At 64.4% G+C, this 20,824-nt stretch carries 21 protein-coding genes; 8 read left to right on the top strand and 13 right to left on the bottom strand.

Features of this window, described 5'->3' with window-relative positions; translation table 11 throughout:
- Positions 1-117 precede the first annotated feature (117 nt).
- Both H3H55_RS37715 and H3H55_RS34010 read left to right on the top strand, forming a co-directional pair.
- Positions 118-306 carry a hypothetical protein gene (locus H3H55_RS37715; protein ID WP_319022364.1) on the top strand — a complete coding sequence of 63 codons (189 nt, stop codon included), beginning with the start codon at positions 118-120 and terminating at the stop codon, positions 304-306.
- A gap of 13 nt (positions 307-319) precedes the next feature.
- Entirely contained in the window at positions 320-676 is a 357-nt protein-coding gene (locus H3H55_RS34010) for a helix-turn-helix transcriptional regulator (protein ID WP_319022351.1), read from the top strand.
- Between the two features lie 43 nt (positions 677-719).
- On the opposite strand, the gene H3H55_RS34005 is transcribed toward H3H55_RS34010, so the two are convergent.
- The gene (locus H3H55_RS34005; protein ID WP_193102597.1) at positions 720-1,619 is read right to left on the bottom strand and encodes a hypothetical protein; all 900 of its coding nucleotides are present in this window, start codon (positions 1,617-1,619) and stop codon (positions 720-722) included.
- Positions 1,620-1,743: 124 nt separating this feature from the next.
- Positions 1,744-2,925 carry a hypothetical protein gene (locus tag H3H55_RS34000; RefSeq protein ID WP_193102596.1) on the bottom strand — a complete coding sequence of 394 codons (1,182 nt, stop codon included), beginning with the start codon at positions 2,923-2,925 and terminating at the stop codon, positions 1,744-1,746.
- A 460-nt stretch (positions 2,926-3,385) separates the two neighbouring features.
- On the opposite strand from H3H55_RS34000, the gene H3H55_RS33995 reads away from it, so the two are divergent.
- Both H3H55_RS33995 and H3H55_RS33990 read left to right on the top strand, forming a co-directional pair.
- Positions 3,386-3,574 (top strand): hypothetical protein, encoded by a 189-nt coding sequence (locus H3H55_RS33995; RefSeq protein WP_193102595.1) that lies wholly within the window; start codon positions 3,386-3,388, stop codon positions 3,572-3,574.
- A gap of 62 nt (positions 3,575-3,636) precedes the next feature.
- A complete protein-coding gene (locus tag H3H55_RS33990) occupies positions 3,637-4,371 on the top strand; it encodes an ABC transporter substrate-binding protein (protein ID WP_193102594.1) in 735 nt (244 codons plus the stop codon).
- A 78-nt stretch (positions 4,372-4,449) separates the two neighbouring features.
- On the opposite strand, the gene uvrA is transcribed toward H3H55_RS33990, so the two are convergent.
- Entirely contained in the window at positions 4,450-10,353 is a 5,904-nt protein-coding gene (gene uvrA, locus H3H55_RS33985; RefSeq protein WP_193102593.1) for an excinuclease ABC subunit UvrA, read from the bottom strand.
- Between the two features lie 470 nt (positions 10,354-10,823).
- Positions 10,824-10,982 (bottom strand): hypothetical protein, encoded by a 159-nt coding sequence (locus H3H55_RS33980; RefSeq protein WP_193102592.1) that lies wholly within the window; start codon positions 10,980-10,982, stop codon positions 10,824-10,826.
- Positions 10,983-11,395: 413 nt separating this feature from the next.
- Between H3H55_RS33980 and H3H55_RS33975 the strand changes: the two genes are divergently transcribed.
- Genes H3H55_RS33975 through H3H55_RS33965 form a run of 3 tightly spaced genes read left to right on the top strand, consistent with a single transcriptional unit; the run spans position 11,396 to position 12,686 of the window.
- A complete protein-coding gene (locus tag H3H55_RS33975) occupies positions 11,396-11,866 on the top strand; it encodes a DsrE family protein (protein WP_226800680.1) in 471 nt (156 codons plus the stop codon).
- Between the two features lie 15 nt (positions 11,867-11,881).
- Positions 11,882-12,295 carry a DsrE/DsrF/TusD sulfur relay family protein gene (locus H3H55_RS33970; RefSeq protein WP_193102591.1) on the top strand — a complete coding sequence of 138 codons (414 nt, stop codon included), beginning with the start codon at positions 11,882-11,884 and terminating at the stop codon, positions 12,293-12,295.
- A 10-nt stretch (positions 12,296-12,305) separates the two neighbouring features.
- Entirely contained in the window at positions 12,306-12,686 is a 381-nt protein-coding gene (locus H3H55_RS33965; RefSeq protein ID WP_193102590.1) for a DsrE family protein, read from the top strand.
- A 278-nt stretch (positions 12,687-12,964) separates the two neighbouring features.
- Here the strand turns inward: H3H55_RS33965 and H3H55_RS33960 are convergent, their stop codons facing one another.
- The 9 genes from H3H55_RS33960 to H3H55_RS33920 form a co-directional block, all read right to left on the bottom strand.
- Entirely contained in the window at positions 12,965-13,285 is a 321-nt protein-coding gene (locus H3H55_RS33960; RefSeq protein WP_193102589.1) for a high-potential iron-sulfur protein, read from the bottom strand.
- Positions 13,286-13,568: 283 nt separating this feature from the next.
- Positions 13,569-13,910, bottom strand: a complete 342-nt coding sequence (locus H3H55_RS33955) for a cytochrome C oxidase subunit IV family protein (RefSeq protein ID WP_129518279.1) — start codon at positions 13,908-13,910, stop codon at positions 13,569-13,571.
- A gap of 8 nt (positions 13,911-13,918) precedes the next feature.
- On the bottom strand, positions 13,919-14,638 hold the full coding sequence (locus H3H55_RS33950) for a heme-copper oxidase subunit III family protein (RefSeq protein WP_129518280.1): 720 nt from the start codon (positions 14,636-14,638) through the stop codon (positions 13,919-13,921).
- A complete protein-coding gene (locus H3H55_RS33945) occupies positions 14,635-15,246 on the bottom strand; it encodes a cytochrome c oxidase subunit 3 (protein WP_193102588.1) in 612 nt (203 codons plus the stop codon). Before H3H55_RS33945 ends, H3H55_RS33950 begins: the two co-directional genes overlap by 4 nt.
- Positions 15,243-16,997: a cytochrome c oxidase subunit I gene (ctaD, locus tag H3H55_RS33940; RefSeq protein ID WP_193102587.1), complete on the bottom strand. Its 1,755-nt coding sequence runs from the start codon at positions 16,995-16,997 to the stop codon at positions 15,243-15,245. Before ctaD ends, H3H55_RS33945 begins: the two co-directional genes overlap by 4 nt.
- Positions 16,998-17,008: 11 nt before the next feature.
- The gene (locus H3H55_RS33935; protein ID WP_193102586.1) at positions 17,009-18,157 is read right to left on the bottom strand and encodes a c-type cytochrome; all 1,149 of its coding nucleotides are present in this window, start codon (positions 18,155-18,157) and stop codon (positions 17,009-17,011) included.
- 325 nt (positions 18,158-18,482) lie between these two features.
- Positions 18,483-18,998 (bottom strand): hypothetical protein, encoded by a 516-nt coding sequence (locus tag H3H55_RS33930; protein WP_193103103.1) that lies wholly within the window; start codon positions 18,996-18,998, stop codon positions 18,483-18,485.
- Positions 18,999-19,263: 265 nt separating this feature from the next.
- Complete coding sequence (locus H3H55_RS33925) at positions 19,264-19,773, bottom strand: DUF1269 domain-containing protein (protein ID WP_193102585.1); 510 nt, start codon at positions 19,771-19,773, stop codon at positions 19,264-19,266.
- A gap of 266 nt (positions 19,774-20,039) precedes the next feature.
- Entirely contained in the window at positions 20,040-20,255 is a 216-nt protein-coding gene (locus H3H55_RS33920) for a DUF3820 family protein (protein WP_129518290.1), read from the bottom strand.
- Between the two features lie 215 nt (positions 20,256-20,470).
- Here H3H55_RS33920 and H3H55_RS33915 point away from each other — a divergent pair, with 215 nt between their 5' ends.
- A complete protein-coding gene (locus H3H55_RS33915) occupies positions 20,471-20,659 on the top strand; it encodes a hypothetical protein (RefSeq protein ID WP_048248396.1) in 189 nt (62 codons plus the stop codon).
- Positions 20,660-20,824: the final 165 nt, after the last annotated feature.

Genomic DNA, 20,824 nt, shown 5'->3' with positions numbered 1-20,824 from the left:
TCAATAGCCGGCATCCGAGCGTAGCCGACGCTCGAATGTCCATCTGACGGCATTGGCGAACAGACACATGTGACTAGCGGCCGCCGTTCCTGATCACCGACAACTGGCCGAACGGCGATCCGCGCATTCGTCACCGAGATCTCGCACGCGGCCGATGTCGACCTGCTCGATCTGATGGCCGACGAAGTCGGCTCGTTCGCTCGCCACAAAGCTGCGCAAGACGCGCGCAGTTGGGCCGCAACCGCCGGTATCACACTCGAGACAGGACTGATGCAACTCGCTCGCGCGATACCTGCTGACCGATAAGGAAGACTCCCATATGACGGTAGCTATGAAACCGATCTACCTCGATATCACATCCGTTTCTGACGCGATCTCTCTGTCCCCCGCCGTAATTCACAAGCTGGTGCGTCAGGAGCAATCCCCGAAACCGCGCGCACTTTCTGGGCGACGCGTCGGATGGCGCACGCGAGAAGTCGAAGCATGGGCGGAAGCGAGAACAGTGTCGGAGTTCTTGCCCCCACAAACTGTGGGACGGACCGTCGCAAGGCAAGCGCCAATGAAGCCTAGCCGCCCCGTCACATCGCAACCGCGTGATCTCATTGCCGCGCATTCCCACCCGTGTCGCTGCCCAGAGTCGAAGTACCCTACATTTTCGGTACGGGTTCTGCCGTGAATTGAACCGCACCGTCGACGACCGAGCCATTGCGCCGCGACCCTTACGCTCCGAGGAATTGCGCTGCGCTTACCACGGACGCTGCGAGGACGATTGGCACATTCTGATCGCTGCTGATTTGCACCGTCATCCGATTCGCGCTATTGAAATGAATATGTGTGGAAATCGCGGAGCCACTCAGGTAGTACGGCCACATACCCTTCGCTTGATTGGCTTGGATCGATTGCTGGTCGACTTTGCTAAACGCCGCACTCGATGTGTACTCGACACTCATACCCGATACGACGAGCAAGCCTGCAACAAAGCGTTGCATGTTGCCTTGAGGGCCAAACGTAGATTGCCAATTAATTGTTGATTTCGGGTTCCAAGGATCGCCACTCGTCGTCGAGTGCGCAATTGACAGCGCTGAAGAAACGTACCAGGTGGAAGGCGTTGGCGAAAGCTGAAGCACGTGTTTGAATTCGAACTGACCGGACACGTCGCCAGCGGCGAATTGTGCACTCGGCCCCGAGATGGAGTCGCTGCCGCCCCACAGGCCCCAGAATCCCGTATTGGACTCGGCTTTGCTACTGAACGGAAACTTGACACTAGTAGCTGCCGCAAGCTGCTTCATCAAACGAGCATAGCCGACGCTCCAGGCGGGGGGTTTCTGCCCCCAATCCTCGAGGCGATCCTTTGCGGCCGCAATCGGGTCGAGTTGACCGGTTCCAGCTATCAATGAGTCGATCAACGCGGAATATGCTGCAAAAAACGTGTCGCCACCGCTTGACGCAAAGATCGGTAAGTCGGCGGGAATTGTATTGAAGTAGGACCACAGTGACTCGTCATCCCCGGAGCGGAGCAACGAGGCTGGCTGTAGCACTTGCCAGCCCGACTGAGGAAACCCGAGCGCAGCAAACTCTGTGGTGATAAAGCGACCTTGCAGTTCGGCGAACGAAGCCATGGGTTTGACCTTTCTTCGGTTGCGAATGTCGCGGGATCCAAGGGATCCCGCCCGAAATGAACACAGCGCAGCCACTTCCTTCTGCAAATGGCCGGAATGCCGGCTCACGTATCACTGTCTGACGTCAGCCGTAGAACTTCTGGGTAAGGATCTTCGACGCCCGCGCCTCATGGCCGAGATACTGGCTTGCGGAAAGAACAATGCAGCCGATCACAACCGGTACGCCCTTCTTAGAGGTGATCGTAACGGTCATATTTCCCGTGGCATTGAACGACGCCGACGTATTGGAACCGCTCGAGCCACCGGAACAGTAGAACGGCCACAAACCTGAAGACGAGTTTCTTCTGATCTGCTCCTGCTCACTCTCGCTATAGGTAGCATTAGACGTAACCGTGACGTTCATCTCGTTGACAATCACGAGGCTCGATGCGAACCGTTGCATGTTGCCCGACGAGCCGAATGTCGTTTCCCAGTTGGGTTTTTTTCCGGGAGCCCACGGCTCACTGCCCGGGTTGTTGAATGCGAGGCCGAACGCGGACGAGCTGTACCAGTTGCCCGGTGTCACGTTGAACGGCAGCACGTTGCGGAAGCTCGCATCCACCGATACACCGCTGGATGCGAACTTCTGGCTCAGAGTGGACGTATAGCTGCTGCCCCCCCATAACCCGAAGAAACCGCTGTTCGAACCTTGGGTCCACGTGCTCGACACATCGGTTTGCCAGCTGTTTGTACCGACATGGAAGGATCGAAACGGTGCCTTCTTGAGCAACGCAAGCATCTTCGAGAAGCCGGGCACGAAGGTGACCGACTTCTTACCGCTAGGCAGGTAGGGTCTGACGTTCTCCTGCGCAGCGAAAACCGGATCAAGCATCGCAGCCGCCAGGGCAGACGCGCCCGACACTGCGACGGCAGAACACTGTGTGTTAAGTATCGCCCAATCGCGAAACTCCCTAGCGCCCGGATCAACCTTGCCGAGATCCAACGCAAGTTGATATCTATCCCAACATGCGTCTCCGATCGTTGATTTGAAGTCGTTCGGTGCTGCTTTCAATGCAGACATGACTCCTTGGTAATTAGCAAGGAATTGATTACCGCCCGAGAACTGCGTGTTCCCTGTCAGAGATGCGACGGGAAGATTATTGAAATAGGCCCAGAGTAATTCATCGTCGTACTCATCATCCTCACCCACAAGCGGAGGCGAAGGTTGAATCACTTGAAACGGATCTTTGTTGGAATACCCCAGACCTTGGGAGAGTGCGTTGTAGAATCCAGCCTGAAGATCAACGAAGTTTTTCGGATCTGCCATAACGTTCACCTTGATGTTATTTCAATACATGGTTGAAATGTGCCGATCATTTACCAAGTAAACCTGCCAAATCACTGCAACTTCCAGCATTACTGCGGCTGCTACATTGCTACTGCATTGTCTTGCGCGCCTCCTCGTTTTTCGTATTGGTGCGGCGTTTTTGCGCGAATTTTCCTCGCTACGCGAGGAGTGCATGTTCACGCACACCGATCGTATTGGTTGGACTGAAAAATCCGGAGCATCCCGCGTAGATTCTCGATTTTTCCCAGAACATCCTATGCGCACACTTAGCTATCAAACCAGTCGCATAGAGATAACATAGATCAAAAACCATAAACTTCAAACCTGCCACTTATATCAGCCCACCTCAAGTCAACAATCGTCAATATTATTCAATATCCCCAAAATCAATATAAATAGGCACGAGTTAAATTAATAATATGAGAGCGACACCCTGAATATGGAACAAAAACAGCAGCTTGCAGAAGCGGCTTTTAGCAACCACACCCCGATGATGCAGCAGTACCTGTTCACCAGCCCTGACGAGCGCGCAAACGAAGTGCAAGGCGATCATGTGCACCCGGATGGCATGGCGGCCAACTATGGCGCAGGCACACACCGCAACACACTGCCCCCAACGGCCCGGTGATAAGCTCAACATCGGTGCATCCGTCAGCCCCGACCGCCCACCCACCACCCAACGAGCCCTCCATGCCCCTCGCCCCCGCCGTCCTCTCCGCCTTCACCCCCACCGGCAAGCTGCGCGCGTCGATCAACCTCGGCAACCCGATCCTCGCGAACCGCGACCCTGCAACGGGCGAACCGTTCGGCGTGTCGATCGACCTGGCGCGCGCGTTCGCGGAACGTCTGTCGGCCGAGCTGGAACTCGTCGTGTTCGACGGGGCCGCGAAATCGGTGCAGGCGCTGACCGAGGAGCGCGCCGATTTCGGCTTCTTCGCGGTCGACCCGCTGCGCGGCGAAACGGTCGCGTTCACCGCGCCGTACGTGCTGATCGAGGGCTTTTATCTCGTGCGCGACGCGTCGCCGATCCGCACGAACGCGGACGTCGACCAGCCGCACAACCGCGTGACCGTCGGCAAGGGCAGCGCATACGACCTGTTCCTCACCCGCGAACTGAAAGCCGCGCAGATCGTGCGCGCACCGACGTCGCAGGCCGTCGTGCAGACATTCGTCGAACAGCAACTGGAAGTCGCGGCCGGCGTGAAGCAGCAGCTCGAAGCCGACGCCGCGAAGACGACCGGCCTGCGCCTGCTCGACGAGCGGTTCATGGTGATCCGGCAGGCAATGGGCGTGCCGAAGAGCCGTGGCGAGGCCGCTGCCGCGGTACTGACTGAATTCGTCGAGGAAATGAAAGCGTCCGGCTTCGTCGCGGATTCGCTGCGGCGGCATGGCATCACCGGCGCATCCGTCGCGCCGGCCGCCTGACCACAAAACCGCACGACGCAATAAAAACGGCCCCGGTGTCTGACCAGACACCGGGGCCGCTCATTCGAAGCGCCGTATTCAACCGACTCGCGCTTCTCCCTCACGTTCGGCCTCACCCTCATCCGCACCCGTGCGCGCCAGCACCGGCTTGAGCGCCTGCCCGGTGTGGCTCGCGCTCACCCGCACGAGCGCTTCCGGCGGCGCCGCCGCGACGATCGTGCCGCCGCCCACGCCGCCCTCCGGCCCGAGATCGATGATCCAGTCGGCTTCCGCGATCACGTCGAGATCGTGTTCGATCACGACGACGCTATGCCCCGCATCGACGAGCCGATGCAGCACGCGGATCAGCTTCGCGACGTCGGCCATGTGCAGGCCGACCGTCGGTTCGTCGAGCACGTACAGCGTGTGCGGCGCCTTCTGGCCGCGCCGCGTGATGTCGTCGCGCACCTTCGTCAGCTCGGTGACGAGCTTGATGCGCTGCGCCTCGCCGCCTGACAACGTCGGCGACGGCTGGCCGAGCGTCAGGTAGCCGAGACCGACATCCTTCATCAGCTGCAGCGGATGCGCGATGTTCGAGATCGGCGCAAAAAACTCCACCGCCTCGTCGATCTCCATCGTCAGCACGTCGCCGATGTTCCGGCCGCGCCACGTAACGGCGAGCGTCTCCGGGTTGAAGCGCTGCCCGTGACACACGTCGCACGGCACCTTCACGTCGGGCAGGAAGCTCATGCCGATCGTGCGCACGCCTTGCCCTTCGCACGCGGGGCACCGCCCGTCGCCGGTATTGAACGAGAAACGCGACGCCGTATAACCGCGCGCACGCGCCTCCAGCGTGTCGGCGAACAGCTTGCGGATCGTGTCCCACAGCCCGATATAGGTGGCCGGGCACGAACGCGGGGTCTTGCCGATCGGCGTCTGATCGACTTCGAGCACGCGATCGATCTGCTCCCAGCCGCTCAACGACTCGCAGCCCTGCCATGCATGCGTGACGTTCAGCGACGGCCGCGGCGCACTGCGCGCGAGCACGCTCGAGCGGCGGTTCGCCGCCGGCGCGTCCTGCTGCACGGCCTTGCGTGCGCGCCGCGTAGCCGGCGACGACAGCACGGAGCGGCCGACCGCGTCGAGCAGGTTCGTCATCAGCACGTCGCGCGCGAGCGTCGACTTGCCCGAGCCGCTGACGCCCGTCACCGCGACGAGCCGCGCGAGCGGAATGCCGACCGTGACGTCGCGCAGGTTGTGCAGCCTTGCGCCATGCACGGTCAGCCACGCGTCCGGCACCGCGGCACCGCCCTTCTTGCCCGGCAGGTTCACGGCACGGCGCGGCTGCAGCGGATGCGTCATCGGCTGCGCGAGCAGGCGCCCCGTCACCGAATCGGACTGTGCGGCCAGATCCGCGACCGCGCCCTGCGCGACCAGCGCGCCGCCGCGCTTGCCGGCGCCCGGGCCGATGTCGATGATGTGATCGGCGCGGCGGATCGTGTCCTCGTCATGCTCGACGACGACGAGCGTATTGCCCTTGTCGCCGAGCTTGCGCAGCGCGTCCAGCAGGATCTGGTTGTCGCGCGGATGCAGGCCGATCGTCGGTTCGTCGAGCACGTAGCAGACCCCCTGCAGGTTGCTGCCGAGCTGCGCGGCGAGCCGGATGCGCTGCGCTTCGCCGCCCGACAGGCTCGGCGCCGCACGATCGAGGCTCAGGTAGCCGAGCCCGACCTCCTCGAGAAACGCGAGGCGGCTGCCGATCTCGCTGACGATGTCGCGCGCGATCTGCGCGTCGCGCCCGGTGAGTTCCAGCGCGTCGATCCAGCGGCGCGTGTCCGACACCGTCCACTGCGCAACCTCGACAATCGGATGTGCGTCGAACGTGACCGCGCGCGCGGACGGGTTCAGCCGCGTGCCGTTGCAATCCGGGCACGGCTCGTTGCCGACGCCTTCCGGCTCCTGCTCGTCCGACGGCAGCGTCTGCTCGCGGCCGCGCCCGTCCTCGGCGAGCACCGTGTCGTCGTACGCCGCGCGCTGTTCGCGCGTCAGCGTGACGCCGGTGCCGACGCAGGTCGTGCACCAGCCGTGCTTGCTGTTGTACGAGAACATCCGCGGGTCCAGCTCCGGGTAGCTCGTGCCACACACCGGGCACGCGCGCTTGACCGACAGCACCTTGACCGCGCCGACGCGTGCGGTCGAATGATCGTTCTGCATCGCAGCGTGCAGCCCGTCGAGCGGCGCGAGCAGATGCATCACGCCCTTGCCGAGTTCGAGCGTCTCGTCGAGCACGCGCCGCAACTCGGCTTCGTTGTCCGGCGACACGACGATATCGGCCACCGGCAGCTCGATCGTGTGCTCGCGGAAGCGGTCGAGCTTCGGCCACGGGTCGACCGTCACGAACTCGCCGTCGACGCGCAGATGCGTGCTGCCACGCGCCTTCGCCCATTTCGCGAGATCCGTATACACGCCCTTGCGGTTGACGACGAGCGGCGCGAGCAGCCCGACGTGTTCGCCACGGTGATCGCGCAGCAACTGCGCGGCGATCGATTCGACGGATTGCGACGTGACCGGCGTGCCGTCGTGGATGCAATGCTGCAGGCCGAGCTTCACATACAGCAGCCGCAGGAAGTGCCAGACTTCGGATGTGGTCGCGACCGTACTCTTGCGGCCGCCGCGCGACAGCCGCTGCTCGATCGCGACGGTCGGCGGAATGCCGTACACCGCGTCGACTTCCGGCCGCCCGGCCGGCTGCACGATCGAGCGCGCATACGCGTTCAGCGATTCGAGGTAGCGGCGCTGGCCTTCGTGGAACAGGATGTCGAACGCGAGCGTCGACTTGCCGGAACCCGACACGCCGGTGATCACGTTGAACTTGCCGTGCGGGATGTCGACGTCGAGCGCCTTCAGGTTGTGCTCGCGCGCGTTGACGATCCGCACGACATCCTCGCCTTCGATCGCACGCCGCTCGCGTGCGGCGTTCAGCACGGTCTGCAGCGGCACGCCTTCGTCGGCGAACGGGGCGTCAGCATCCATCGCGCGGTCGTACTGCAGCAGCGCGGCACCGGTATGCGATTCGGCGCAGGCCTTCACGTCGTCGGGCGTGCCCGCGCACAGCACGAGGCCGCCGCCGTCGCCGCCTTCCGGGCCGAGATCGATCAGCCAGTCGGCCGCGCGGATCACGTCGAGGTTGTGCTCGATCACGATCAGCGAATGGCCGGCCGCGAGCAGCTTGCCGAACGCCTGCATCAGCTTCGCGATGTCGTCGAAGTGCAGCCCGGTGGTCGGCTCGTCGAACATGAACAACTTCACACGCGCGACGCGCGCTTCTTCCGTGACGACCCGGCGCCCGTTGACGGCCGCCGCGGATTCGGCGAGGAAGCCGGCCAGCTTCAGGCGCTGCGCCTCGCCGCCCGAGAGCGTCGGCACCGGCTGGCCGAGCTTCACGTATTCGAGCCCGACGTCGACGATCGGCTGCAGCACGCGCAGCACGTCGGCGTCGGTCGCGAAGAATGCGGCCGCTTCGCTGACGGTCAGGTCGAGCACGTCGGCGATGTTCAGCGCGCGGTCGTTGCGCTCGATGCGCACTTCGAGAATCTCGGCGCGGTAGCGGCTGCCGTCGCAGTCCGGGCAGCGCAGATAGACGTCGCTCAGGAACTGCATCTCGATGTGTTCGAAGCCCGAGCCGCCGCAGGTCGGGCAGCGGCCGTCGCCCGAGTTGAAGCTGAACGTGCCGGCGCCGTAGCCGCGTTGCAGCGCGAGCGGCGCCTTCGCGAACAGCTTGCGGATTTCGTCGAACGCGCCGACATAACTCGCCGGGTTCGAACGCGTGGTCTTGCCGATCGGCGACTGGTCGACGAACACGACGTCGCCCACCTGGTCGGCGCCCGTGAGGTTGCGGTACGCACCCGGCGATTCGGTCGCCTTGCCGTGGTGCCGCGCCATCGCCGGATAAAGCACGTCCTGCAACAGCGTGGACTTGCCGGAACCCGACACGCCGGTCACGCAGACGAGCCGCTGCAGCGGAATCTCGACCGTCACGTCGCGCAGGTTGTGTTCGCTCGCGCCGTCGAGCACGATGCGCGGCGTGTGCGCGTCGACCGGCCGGCGCGCCCAGTTCGACGCGTGCGCGACATGCTTGCGGCCGCCGAGATACTCGCCGGTCAGCGTATGCGCGGAACGAATGTCGCCCGGCGTGCCGTCGTAGACGATCGTGCCGCCGCGCTCGCCCGGGCCGGGCCCCATGTCGATCAGCCGGTCGGCCGCGAGCATCACCGACGGATCGTGCTCGACGACCACCAGCGTATTGCCCGCGTCGCGCAGCCGCTGCATCGCCTCGACGATCCGCGTGAGATCGCGCGGATGCAGCCCGATGCTCGGCTCGTCGAGCACGAACAGGGTTTTGGTGAGCGACGTGCCGAGCGCGGTCGTCAGGTTGATCCGCTGCACCTCGCCGCCCGACAGCGTGCGGCTCTGCCGGTCGAGCGTCAGGTAGCCGAGCCCCACGTCGCACAGGTATTTCAGGCGCGTGCGCACTTCGGCGAGCAGCAGCTTCAGCGCATCGTCGAGCAGCGCGCTCGGCAGGCTGACTTCGTCGAAGAAACGACGGATACGCTCGATTGGTAGCAGCATCAGGTCGTGCACAGTCAGGCCCGGCAGCGCTTCGAGCTGCGCGCGGCTCCAGTCGACGCCGCGCGGCATGAAGCGACCGGCCGGCGCGAGCACGCCGTCGGCGTTCGCTTTCGAACCGAGCCGCCATTGCAGCGATTCCGTCTTCAGGCGCGCGCCGCCGCACACGTCGCACGGCGTGTAGCTGCGGTATTTCGACAGCAGCACGCGGATATGCATCTTGTACGCCTTCGATTCGAGATAACCGAAGAAACGCTTCACGCCGTACCACTGGCTCTGCCACTTGCCGTTCCAGTCCGGCGAACCGTTGACGACCCAGTCGCGCTCGGCGTCCGTCAGCTCGGCCCACGGCACGTCGCGCCGGATGTCGGCCTTCGCCGCGTAGCGCATCAGGTCGTCCTGGCACTCCTTCCACGCAGGCGTCTGCATCGGCTTGATCGCGCCGCCGCGCAGCGTCTTGCGCGCGTCGGGGATCACGAGGCCGAGATCGACGCCGATCACGCGGCCGAAGCCCCGGCACGTTTCGCACGCGCCGTAGGCCGAGTTGAACGAGAACATCGCCGCTTGCGGCTCCGCGTAGCGCAGGTCGCTGTCGGGATCATGGAGCCCGGTGGAGAAGCGCCACACCTGCGGCTCGGCGGCCGCGCCGCCGGCGGTTTCCGGCTCCGGCGCGAGCACGTACACGTTCGCGCGCCCGCCGCCGCGCTTCAGCGACGCCTCGATCGCCTCGACGACGCGCACCTTGTCGGCCTGCTGCACGCGGAAGCGGTCGGCCACCACGTCGAGCACCTTGCGCGGCCCGGTGGGCGACGCGACTTCGCGCCGCGCCTGCACGCGCGTGTAGCCGCTCGCCGACAGCCACTGCGTGATTTCGTCGTCGGACGCGGTTTCCGGCAGCTCGACCGGGAACGTGACGACGACGCGCGGATCGTCCGCCTGCGTGCGCGCGACGAGTTCCGCGTAGATCGTCTCCGGCGTATCGTGACGCACCTGCTGTGCGGTCTTGCGGTCGAACAGTTCGGCCGCGCGCGCGTACAGCAGCTTCAGGTGGTCGTTCAGCTCGGTCATCGTGCCGACCGTCGAGCGCGAGCTGCGGACCGGGTTGGTCTGGTCGATCGCGATCGCGGGCGGCACGCCGTCGACGCGCTCGACCTGCGGCCGGTCCATCCGGTCGAGGAACTGCCGCGCGTACGCGCTGAAGGTTTCAACATAGCGCCGCTGGCCTTCCGCGTACAGCGTGTCGAACACCAGACTCGACTTGCCGGAGCCCGACGGGCCGGTAACGACCGTCATTTCGCCGGTGCGCAGGTCGAGATCGATATTCTTGAGATTGTGCTGACGTGCTCCGCGAATGCGGATCAGATTGCTGGATGACAATTTGCCTGCCCGTCTGAGTGAGTTAGCCAGAGTTCACGGTGCCGGAACGCTGCGGCGGATGCCCGCAGGCGCGGCGCACGGGCCGCAGGGTTGCACCGGTGCGGCTCGATTTCGACGGACACTATACTGTATATTCATACAGTTTTCCATGACGACCCTGAAGCCGTCATGGGCAGGCGGCTGGCGTGTCGAGATTCACGTAACGCTGAACTCGGCGCAGCGCCCACTGGCGCGCCGAAAGTCATCCGGCGCAGGCGTTGCAACCAAAGCCATCGAGCATGGGGCTGGGCCTGCGACAGGAAGCGACGCGGACGTCAGGTCTTCCGGCTCGATCGGCCATCTCCAGCCATTCGCTCGCGCGCCGTGATGGGCATTCGAACGTCGGTTCGCCCCGGACACCGGACCAGCGCTGCGCCTGGTCCGCCGCTTTTGCCCCACTCGGGGGCGCTGAGGCGCGCTCCGTACTTGGGTCAGGGCGGATTGCCGCCACCGTCCTGCGGATACCCACGGCCACCGCACGGCTCAGCATGAGCCGACGGTGCGGAGAGGATCGCATAGGTGCCGACGGTGCCGCCAACCACGGTCAGTAGGGCAACGGCAAGCAGGAAACCCTTCATCAGGTGTTTCATGGTTTCTCCCCGGGGAGGCAGGCATATTCGCCCTAAGTCTAGTTCGCCTGATGACCGGGACAAGTACCCTCTGCGACGGGCTGGTCTGAGGCGAAGAGCGAGCATACCGACGTTGAAGTGTGCATGACCACTCAGGCCGATAGTCTGTCCGTGGACTTTACCCGACGAAGGCCTGCTTCGCTTTTCGAAGAGCTATTCACGCTTCGGGATGCTAAAAGACCGTTCGGGGGTCGGCTACGGCCGACCGCGTGGGTCAGAGACCGGCCACGAAGAGGCGCTCGCGCCTGCCGGGGAACGTCCGCTCCGCGGCCCGCACCGGCCGTAACACTCCGGAGAAGCTGCCTGCTTGTGCCGTGCTTCAACAACGGCATGACCACACGCATAAGCGTTCCCGCGCTATGACACGCAGTTACTTGGACTATCTGTCCGTTCTGCTATACCCAATTCATGAGCTGTGCGCGGCCCACGCGCCGCACGGCGAGTCGGTGCCCGTTGCGACGGGCGCGACACCGGGGCAACACATCGGTGGGAACCGCTTTTTTGGGCCGGAGGCCGACATGGCAAATTACCTGTTCGTAGAATCGCGCGATCCATATGGTGCCGGGGATACTCAGCGTGTCGAGGAACTTGTCAGGGGCATACGCCAGAGGGGCAACACGGTCACAGTGTTCCTGGTTCAGAACGGCGTCCTTTCCACTCGTCCGGGGGCAAAATTCAGCGAGCGATATGCGGATCTGACGCGCAGCGGCATCACCGTCCTTGCCGATGAATTCTCCCTGCGCGAACGGGCGATCGGACAGCTGGCGGAAGGTGTCCAGAAGGCGGACATCGGACAACTCGTGGATCTTCTCTTTGTGGCGGGAACCAAGGCCATTTGGCATTGAATTAAGGAGAACGTGATGGCTACCGGTATGAAATTGACCCTGGCACTGATGGATCCCCCGTATGAGAAGGCAGCGAGCACGACGGCGCTGCGCATTGTGGATGCGGCACTGCAACGAGGGCACGACGTAACGGTGTTCGCCTACGAAGGTGCAGTCAATCTGACCATGAAGGCGCAAGCCCCACATGCCAATCCAGTCAAGGGCACATCCGTGGAGGAGGAGGATCACCCGACAACCAGGGACTGGGTGGCAGCCTTGTTTCAACTCGCTGCCCAGCAGGGTGCCAAGCTCGATTGGATCAACTGCGGCCTGTGTGTGGACGAACGCGGCGCAGGCGACTGGATTGAGGGTCCCCGCCGAGGCAGCCCGAAGGATTTTCTCGACGCCTCGATTCAGAGCAACGCTGTGCTGGTAATCCCGACGAAATAGGAGCCGCGCCATGAAAATCCTGAGCATTGTTGAGACAGCGTACCGGGCTACCCTGGAAGAACAGGATGACACCATCCTGTGGCTAAACCATGTGCTGAAAAACGCCGGTGCGGACATCAGCCTGCTGCTGTGCGGGAGCGCCGTGAACTATGCAGCGCGCGGGCAGGATGCCACCGGCCTCGCCTTCGGCGCGCGCCGACAGGTCCATCCACCGGCGCTCGATAAGGATCTGGACAAAATGATCGGCGTCGGCGTTACCGTGTATGCGGTCACCGAGGACATGCACGACTGTGGACTGGCACAGGACGATGTCATCGGCGGCCTGACGCCGCTCGCGCGTGCCGAGATCCCCGCCCTGTTCGACCGCTTCGATCAGGTCTGGCACTGGTAACGGCTCAAGGCTGCACGGCATTCTGCTGACCTAAGGGAATGCTTGCGTTTCGCTCGCAACCGTTGCGGCATGCCGTCAGCACGGCACTCCGACCATACGCAACGGTCGCTGAGCGGCGAGTTGCAGTGATCCGTGAACAAGCTTCCGGAAACTCGTTGCGCTCCAACCTTCACCGCTTCAGCGTTGTCTGCGCATCGACAGCTGGCGACGCGCTGAACGCGCAAGACTTCCGCCCGCCGGGCATCACGAATCCCGGCGGTCAGGTCGCCCCTACCTCGCTACGCCTTTTTCGCATAAGCGCTGCACCAGCCTTTCGCATTGACCTGCTTGCCGCCGAAAATGGCGCACGGCGCCATCGCGGCACCGGTCTTGCCCTGAAAGAACTGGCAATTCGCGCAGGCCTCGCCCGCCTGAAATGTCGGGAACTTCGCATGGTCGACCCGGCTTGCATCCGTCTTGTAGCCGAGGGCCTGGGCGTTCGCATCGGTTTCCTGCACGGCACCGGCCCCGGCATCTGCCGCCGCGGCGCGGCGTCCAAAGGCCAGCGCGGATGCCAGAACGGTGGTGGCAGCAATAAAACGTCTGCGTGAGAACTTCATGGCGTTCTCCTCCATGTTTGTGTGACCGGATGTCCGCGAAGCGTCGCCCGAAAACTCGTCAGGCCCGAACCACACGCGTTCGGGCACTGAAGCATGCCCGCCACGCATGCACGGCGCAGGCCGACAGCATCACCGGCCAGTCATCGCAAAACACCCGTGTTCCGATGATTTCAATCCTGACCACCTCCGATGCCATGACGCCACCCGGCCCGTAACCGCGGCACATCACCCTATCCATCGCGATGCGACACATTCGTCGCCCCCGAACCGCCCTGCGAAGCAATCATCTAAAGAACAGTTCCCGCATACCCAGCGTGTGATGCGCTTCGGCAGCCATCAGCACCATGAGCACCAGCAGGCACAGCGGCGGCATCAGGATCGCGTACACCAGCGCCAGCCGCTCCCACATCATGTGCATGAAGATCGACACGATCAGCCCGGCCTTGGCGATCATGAGCACGACGATCAGCCCCCAGCGCGTCAGGCCTTGCACGCGAAAGTAATCGACCAGGTACGACATCGTGCTCAGCACGAACAGCAGGCCCCAGATCTTCAGGTAGAGGCCAATCGGATGCTGCTGGCCGTGCGCGGCGTCGGGTCGATCGGCGGGATCGGTGTGATCCATGGCTTGCCTCACCACAAATAGAACAGCGCGAAGATGAACACCCACACCAGGTCGACGAAGTGCCAGTACAGGCCGGCAATCTCGACGATCTGGAAGTTGCCGTGCGCGTCGAACCCCGGCTGCCGGATCCTGCGTGCGACCAGCAGCAGGTAGATCACGCCGCAGGTCACGTGAAAACCGTGGAACCCGGTGATCGTGAAGAAGCACGCGCCGAACTGCGCCGCGCCCAGCGGGTTGCCCCAGGGCCGGATACCCTCGTGGACGATCAGCTTGGTCCATTCGAGCGCCTGCATCGACACGAAGGACGCCCCCAGCAGCGCGGTCGCGAGCAACAGCGCGCTGGCGCGCCGGGCGTTGCGCCGGTAGCCGAAATTGACCGCCATCGCCATGGTGCCGCTGCTGGTGATCAGGATGAACGTCATGATCGCGATCAGCAGCAACGGCACATCCAGGCCGCCCACCGTGAGCCCGAACACCTTCGACGTGTCGGGCCACGGCGCCGTGGTCGAGATGCGCACCGTCATGTAGCCGATCAGGAAGCTGCTGAACACGAAGGTGTCCGACAGCAGGAAGATCCACATCATCGCCTTGCCCCACGGCACCTTGAAGGCTTCGCGGTCGGCCGACCAGTCCGTGACGATGCCGCGCCAGCCGTCAGGCCCGGTGTCGGGCGGCGCGGGGGTGGCCGGTTCGCCCGCCGATTCGCCAGGAAGCGTGGGCGAGGTCATGGCGCGGCTCCATACAGCGGCCCGCAGATGGCGGCGACGAATCCGGGGGTGATCCACCACATCGCCGCCAGCAGCACGAGCCAGACCGCCAGCAGAAAATGCCAGTAGAGGGCGCAGAGCGCGATCGCGCGCTGCATCCGGAACGGATCCGCGCGCCGCAGACGCGCGATCGTCATGACCCAGGCCGCCAGCCCGCCCAGCACATGCAACCCGTGCAGGCCGGTCAGCAGGTACAGGAAGCTGTCGGAAGGATTGACGGTGACGGTCTGCCCGGCCGCGGACAGCAGGCGCCAGGCGGTCAGCTGCCCGATCACGAACAGGGCCGCCAGCACCCCGCCGGCGACCAGCCACGCCGCGCGGTGCGGGCTCATCCGCCGCGCACGCTGCATGGCGATGCCGGCCAGCGCCAGCGCGGCGGTGTTCCACCACAGCAGCGCCGGATGCGGGATCGGCTGCCAGTCGGGTTCGCGCATGCGCATGCCAAAAGCGAGCAACAGCAGCGAAAACAAGGTCGTGGCCACCGCCATGAAGACGATCAGGCCGGTGCGCCCCGCATTCGGCAACACCGGTCGCGCATCGGGAACGAAGGGGCGCGGCAGCGTGGTCATTCGTGTGCCTCGCCGGAGTGAAGCGTCGGCCGGGCCGGCTCGGGCGCCGTCGCGGGCGGCTGGTTTTGCGGGACGAAGTCCTGCTCCTGCCCCGGCGGACTGTATTCGTATGCCCAGCGGTAGACGACGGGCTGCTCGGCGCCCCAGTTGCCGTGCACCGGCGGCGTTTGCGGCGTCTGCCATTCGAGCGTGGTGGCCCGCCACGGATTGCCGTCGGCACGCTTGCCGCGCACGAGACTCCACGCCAGATTGAACAGGAACAGCAACTGCGCCGCCCCCACGATCAGTGCAACGACGGTGATGAAGGTGTTGAGCGTCTGCGCCGAATGCGGAATGAAGCTGTAGCCCTGATATGCGTAATACCGTCGCGGCATGCCGAGGATGCCGAGATAGTGCATCGGGAAGTAGATCGCATAGGTGCCGACGAAGGTGATCCAGAAGTGCGCGCGCCCGAGCGTGTCGTCGAGCATGCGGCCGGTCACCTTCGGATACCAGTGGTAGAGGCCGCCGAACACCACCAGGATCGGCGACACGGCCATCACCATATGGAAGTGCGCGACCACGAAGTACGTATTCGACAGCGGAATGTCCACGCTCACGTTGCCGAGGTAGAGCCCGGTCAGCCCGCCGAGCACGAAGGTGCTGATGAAGCCGATGGCGAACAGCATCGGCACGGTCAGGTGGATATCGCCGCGCCACAGCGTCAGCACCCAGTTGTAGACCTTGAGCGCGGTCGGGACGGCGATGATCAGCGTCGTGGTCGCGAAGAAGAAGCCGAAGTACGGGTTCATGCCGGCGATGAACATGTGGTGCGCCCAGACCACGAAGCTCAACGCGCCGATGATCACGATCGCCCACACCATCATCCGGTAGCCGAAGATGCTCTTGCGCGCGTGCGTGCTGATGAGGTCCGACGCAATGCCGAACGCCGGCAGCGCGACGATGTAGACCTCCGGATGCCCGAAGAACCAGAACAGGTGCTGGAACAGCAGCGGGCTGCCGCCGGCATGCTTGAGCGTCTGTCCCATCGACACCACGGCCGGGATGAAGAAACTCGTGCCGAGCGTCCGGTCGAGCAGCATCATCACCGCCGACACGAACAGCGCCGGAAACGCCAGCAGCGCCAAGATGGTCGCGATGAAGATGCCCCACACGGTGAGCGGCATGCGCATCAGCGTCATGCCGCGCGTGCGTGCCTGCAGCGTGGTGGTGACGTAGTTCAGGCCGCCCATCGTCGCCGCGACGATGAAGATCGCCAGCGACACCAGCATCAGCACGATGCCCCACTCCACGCCCGGCGTGCCCGGCAGGATCGCCTGCGGCGGATACAGCGTCCAGCCCGCGCCGGTCGGCCCGCCCGGCACGAAGAAGCTCGCCACCAGCACCAGCACGGCCAGCAGGTAGACCCAGTAGCTCAGCATGTTGAGAAACGGGAACACCATGTCGCGCGCGCCGAGCATCAGCGGGATCAGGTAGTTGCCGAAGCCGCCCAGAAACAGCGCCGTCAGCAGGTAGATCACCATGATCATCCCGTGCATGGTGACGAACTGGTAGTAGTGGCTGGCGTCGATGAAAGCGAACTTGCCCGGAAAGCCGAGCTGCAACCGCATCAGGTCCGACAACACCAGGCCGACCAGCCCGATGGCGATGGCCGTCAGCGCGTACTGCACGGCGATGACCTTGTGGTCCTGGCTCCAGACATAGCGGGTCCAGAAGCCGTGCTGGGCGTGGTCGGTGTGTGCGTACGGCATGGCTGGCTCCGCTATGGCTGGGTGGCGGTGCTGGCAGCCGGCCCGCCCTGCGCCTTGATATAGGCGACCAGCGCGGACAGTTCCTGCTCGCTCAGGTCGAAGTGCGGCATGATCGGCGAGTAGCCCTTCACGACGCGGGCCGTCGGGTCGCGGATGAACGCGCGCAGATAGGCGTCGTCCACCTTCGCGGTGCTGCCGTCGGCCATCGTTTCGGTCTTGCCGTACAGGCCCTGCCAGGTGGGGCCCACGCGCGGGCTGCCGTCCACGGTATGACAGGCGACGCAGCCCTTGGCCGCCGCGAGCGCCTTGCCCTGTTCGGCAAGCGCCTGCGCGCTGCCGCCGGCGGCGGCGGGGGCGGCCTGCACGCGGGCCTGCTGCCGCTGCTCGAACGTGCTTTGCCGCGCCAGCCAGCGCGAGAACGACGCTTCGTCTTCCACCACCACCACGCCGCGCATGTTCGAATGCCCGATGCCGCAGAGCTGCGCGCACAGGATGTCGTAACGCCCTGCCCGGGTCGGCGTGAACCAGAAGGTGGTGACCATGCCGGGCACCATGTTCATGCGCGCACGGAACGGCGGGACGTAGAAGTCGTGCAGCACGTCGCGCGAGCGCGTCAGGACCTGGATCGGCCGGTTGAGCGGCAGGTGCACCTCGGGTGCCTCGATCAGGTAGTTGTCCCGACCATTCGGGTCGGCGGGGTTGAGGCCGAAGGGGTTGTCGTTGCTGATGTAGCGCACGTCCGTCGTGCCCAGCTTGCCGCCGGGGCCGGCAAAGCGGAAGCGCCATTGCCATTGCTGGCCGAGCACCTCCATCTGCAGCACCTTGGGCGGCGGCCGTACGTAGTCCGCGTAGACGAACAGGCCCGGCGCCAGCAACGCAGCCACGCCGACAGAAGTCAGGCCGATCAGCCACCATTCCAGCCGCTTGTTGTGCGGCTCGTAGGCGGCGCGATGCCCGCTGCGGTGGCGGTAGCGCACCAGTGCGACCACGATGAACAGGTTGATCGCGATGAAGAGCGCGCCGGTGATGACGAGCGTGATCGTCAGCATGTCGTCCATGCGCACCCAGTTCGACGCGATCGGCGTGATCCACCAGGGACTGGCAAAGTGAAACCCTACCGCCAGGACGACGATCAGGCTCAGAGCAATCGCAAGCGCCATAGGCCGCCTCGCTGCGTGTCACTCGCTGGAGCCGCCGGCACGACGTTCCCGGCGTCGTCGTGCCGCTTCGTCGTACTCGTGTTGTTGTCTGCGCCGGCACGTCTGCCAGGACCGCTTCGTCACGCGTTGTCGACGACGGCTCTAAAGAAAAGGTACTCCGCGCTGCCGCATCGTGCAAGACAGCGCAACGGGAAACGCCCCCTTATGCGAACCGCTCGAACGGCGGCGTCACGTGCGGCAATACGATGCGCACCGGCCGCCTCCGGCATCGGTTGCCGAAGGCGCCGAGTGTTCGGGCTCGGCGTGGCCGGAACGACGCGATGCGTCAGTCCGCGTCTTTCTGCTTGCGCAGCCGTTCCAGCATGCCGTAGGTCACGGCGGCGACCACGCCGAACAGCAGGTTTGCCAGCAAAGGTCCGGAACCCCGCTCCGACACGAACCATGGAAACACGGCCGTCATCACATAAAAGTTCCACGCGTACGCGACGATCCCGAAGGCCAGCCCGATGGCGGCCTCCATGCCCACGCTCGAATCGAAGCGGAACGGCGCAATGATCGCGGCGAGCATCATCCCCATGATCGCGCCGAGCACGTAGTGCAGCAGCAGCGCCATCGCGACGATTTCGAGCTGGAATTGCGCCATCTGATCGAGCGCGCCGCGGCCCATCACCATCGCGGCGATCTTGTGGGTCGGCTGCCACGGGCTTTCACCGATCACCAGAGTCGCCCAGAAAAATTCCAGCACGATGACCAGCGCACCGCCCGCCAGACCGGCCACGGCAGCGGCGATCCAGTCGGGCGTACGACGCTCCCAATGGTGCGATTGAATGTGCAGCTCCATACGACCTCCTTGCCGACGGTTCGACGTCGGCACTCGCGTTCAGCACGCGCCATGCGCGTCATGCGTACGTCCCTTGTGCGATCCGGAATGGCAGACAGGGGCCAGCGCATACGAAAAAGCCGCACGTTGCATGGCACTGCGGCGTTCTGCTCGCGGTTCTGCCTCGGCGTACCGACAGGCGGTCGCCGTGGTCACGCCAACGCGATCGCGCGCGCGGCGATACGCGTCGATGAACCCGGGGGGCGGGTACGCCGGCGTTCGGGTGTCAGGGGAAGATCGGTGTCGTCGGCTCGGCGCCTTCCAGATCCGCCTTCGGAAAATGCTGGGCGACCATCTCCTCGATTTCCTGCTCTCGCGATCCCGGTACGTCGGCCATGATCAGAATCTGGCCTTCCCGGATGGCTTCGCGAAATCGCTGGAGTCGCACGTTCGGTTCGGCGATGCCGATCATCGCGGCCGTCCACGCGCCGAAGCCCGCTCCGGCCAGCGTCAATGCGACGACGGCGCCGCCCGCGATCACGAGCTCTGCGGGTGGGAACACCAGCGCGACCAGGCCGATCAGCGCGCCCGTCGCGCCGCCGAGCGCCACGCCGCGCTCGAGTGCGTGCACGACATCGCTGCTTTGCAGCAACGATGCTTCGGGCAACTGATCGAGTGTGACGCTGTGATCAGCGAGAACGTGGATATGGCGCCAGATGATGCGTGCGCGCAGCAAATCGTCGACGATCGCTTTCGCCATCTGCGTATCGGGGACGAGGAAATAAAGGCGTCTCATGTTGGCACCCCTTTTCTGCCATCAACTCACCCTCAAGGGAGTATTTTGTATTCTAGGTCAGCAACGGCGACGCGGTAATTGCGCAAATACGAGTGGTGGCGCCGTATGGCCGATTCGGTACCTGTGGCAGTGAGCGCTCTGCGCGTCCCCGCGTGTCGGGCAGGTGCCGCGAGCAACGTCGCGTGCGAATCTCCGGACCAAACGGCAACGACGGCCGATGCGATGCGGGCGGCGTAACGCGCAGCGTCAAGCGCCGCCGATTTGCTCTATCCGCGTTTGCGGAGCGGCTCCAGCAAACCTCTCAGGCCGTTGTGATCGATTTCGTGCATCAGCGCGAGCTGTCGGCCGATTTCACCGCGCGGGAATCCCTCACGGGCCAGCCAGTTGAGGTAGTTCCCGGGCAGGTCGGCAATGAGTCGGCCCTTGTATTTTCCGAAGGGCATGGTGACGGTGACGAGGGTTTCGAGGTCTGGGGCTTGCATGCGCGTATTGTGCACGGCTTTCCGCTCCCACTGCAGGCAGACAGATCGGGGCCGATCGAAGCGCGTGAAACCGCCCCGTCACGCGATGCCGGATCGATGGACCGCTCCGGGTTGACGGCCATCCGTGACGTCCGGCGGAACGGACAAAGCGGATCGCCCGCCCCTCCTCCGGCCTGCTAGACTGAAACTTCCCCCTGCAAACCATGGAGGGAATCATGATGTCCATCTACGTCGTGAAGACCGGCGAGCAGTTCCTCTGTACCGCCGAGGACGGTGACATCGGTATGGCACCGGCGGTTGAAGATGCCACGTCCTTTTGTTCGTATGAAGAAGCGGAAGAAGCGGCCCACGCGCACGCCGATCCCGGGTATGAAATCGTGGCCGTCTGCGTGATCAGACACTGACGCGGCGCCCGCTGTCGGGCGCTCGACTTGTCCGCCCATGCGTGATGTCGGCCCCGTCGCGGCCAGTCGGTCATTGCAGTCCTGCCGATGCGGCGGCGCGCGGCCGCGCTGACACCCGCCTGGCGCGGCAATGCGATGGCGGGCGCCGATGGGCCGACGACGTAT

The organism is Burkholderia sp. Z1 (assembly GCF_014893795.1).
In the GTDB taxonomy this organism is placed as follows: domain Bacteria; phylum Pseudomonadota; class Gammaproteobacteria; order Burkholderiales; family Burkholderiaceae; genus Burkholderia; species Burkholderia theae.
The sequence above is the reverse complement of the archived record's forward strand: the minus strand, read 5'-3'. Positions and strand labels throughout refer to the sequence as shown.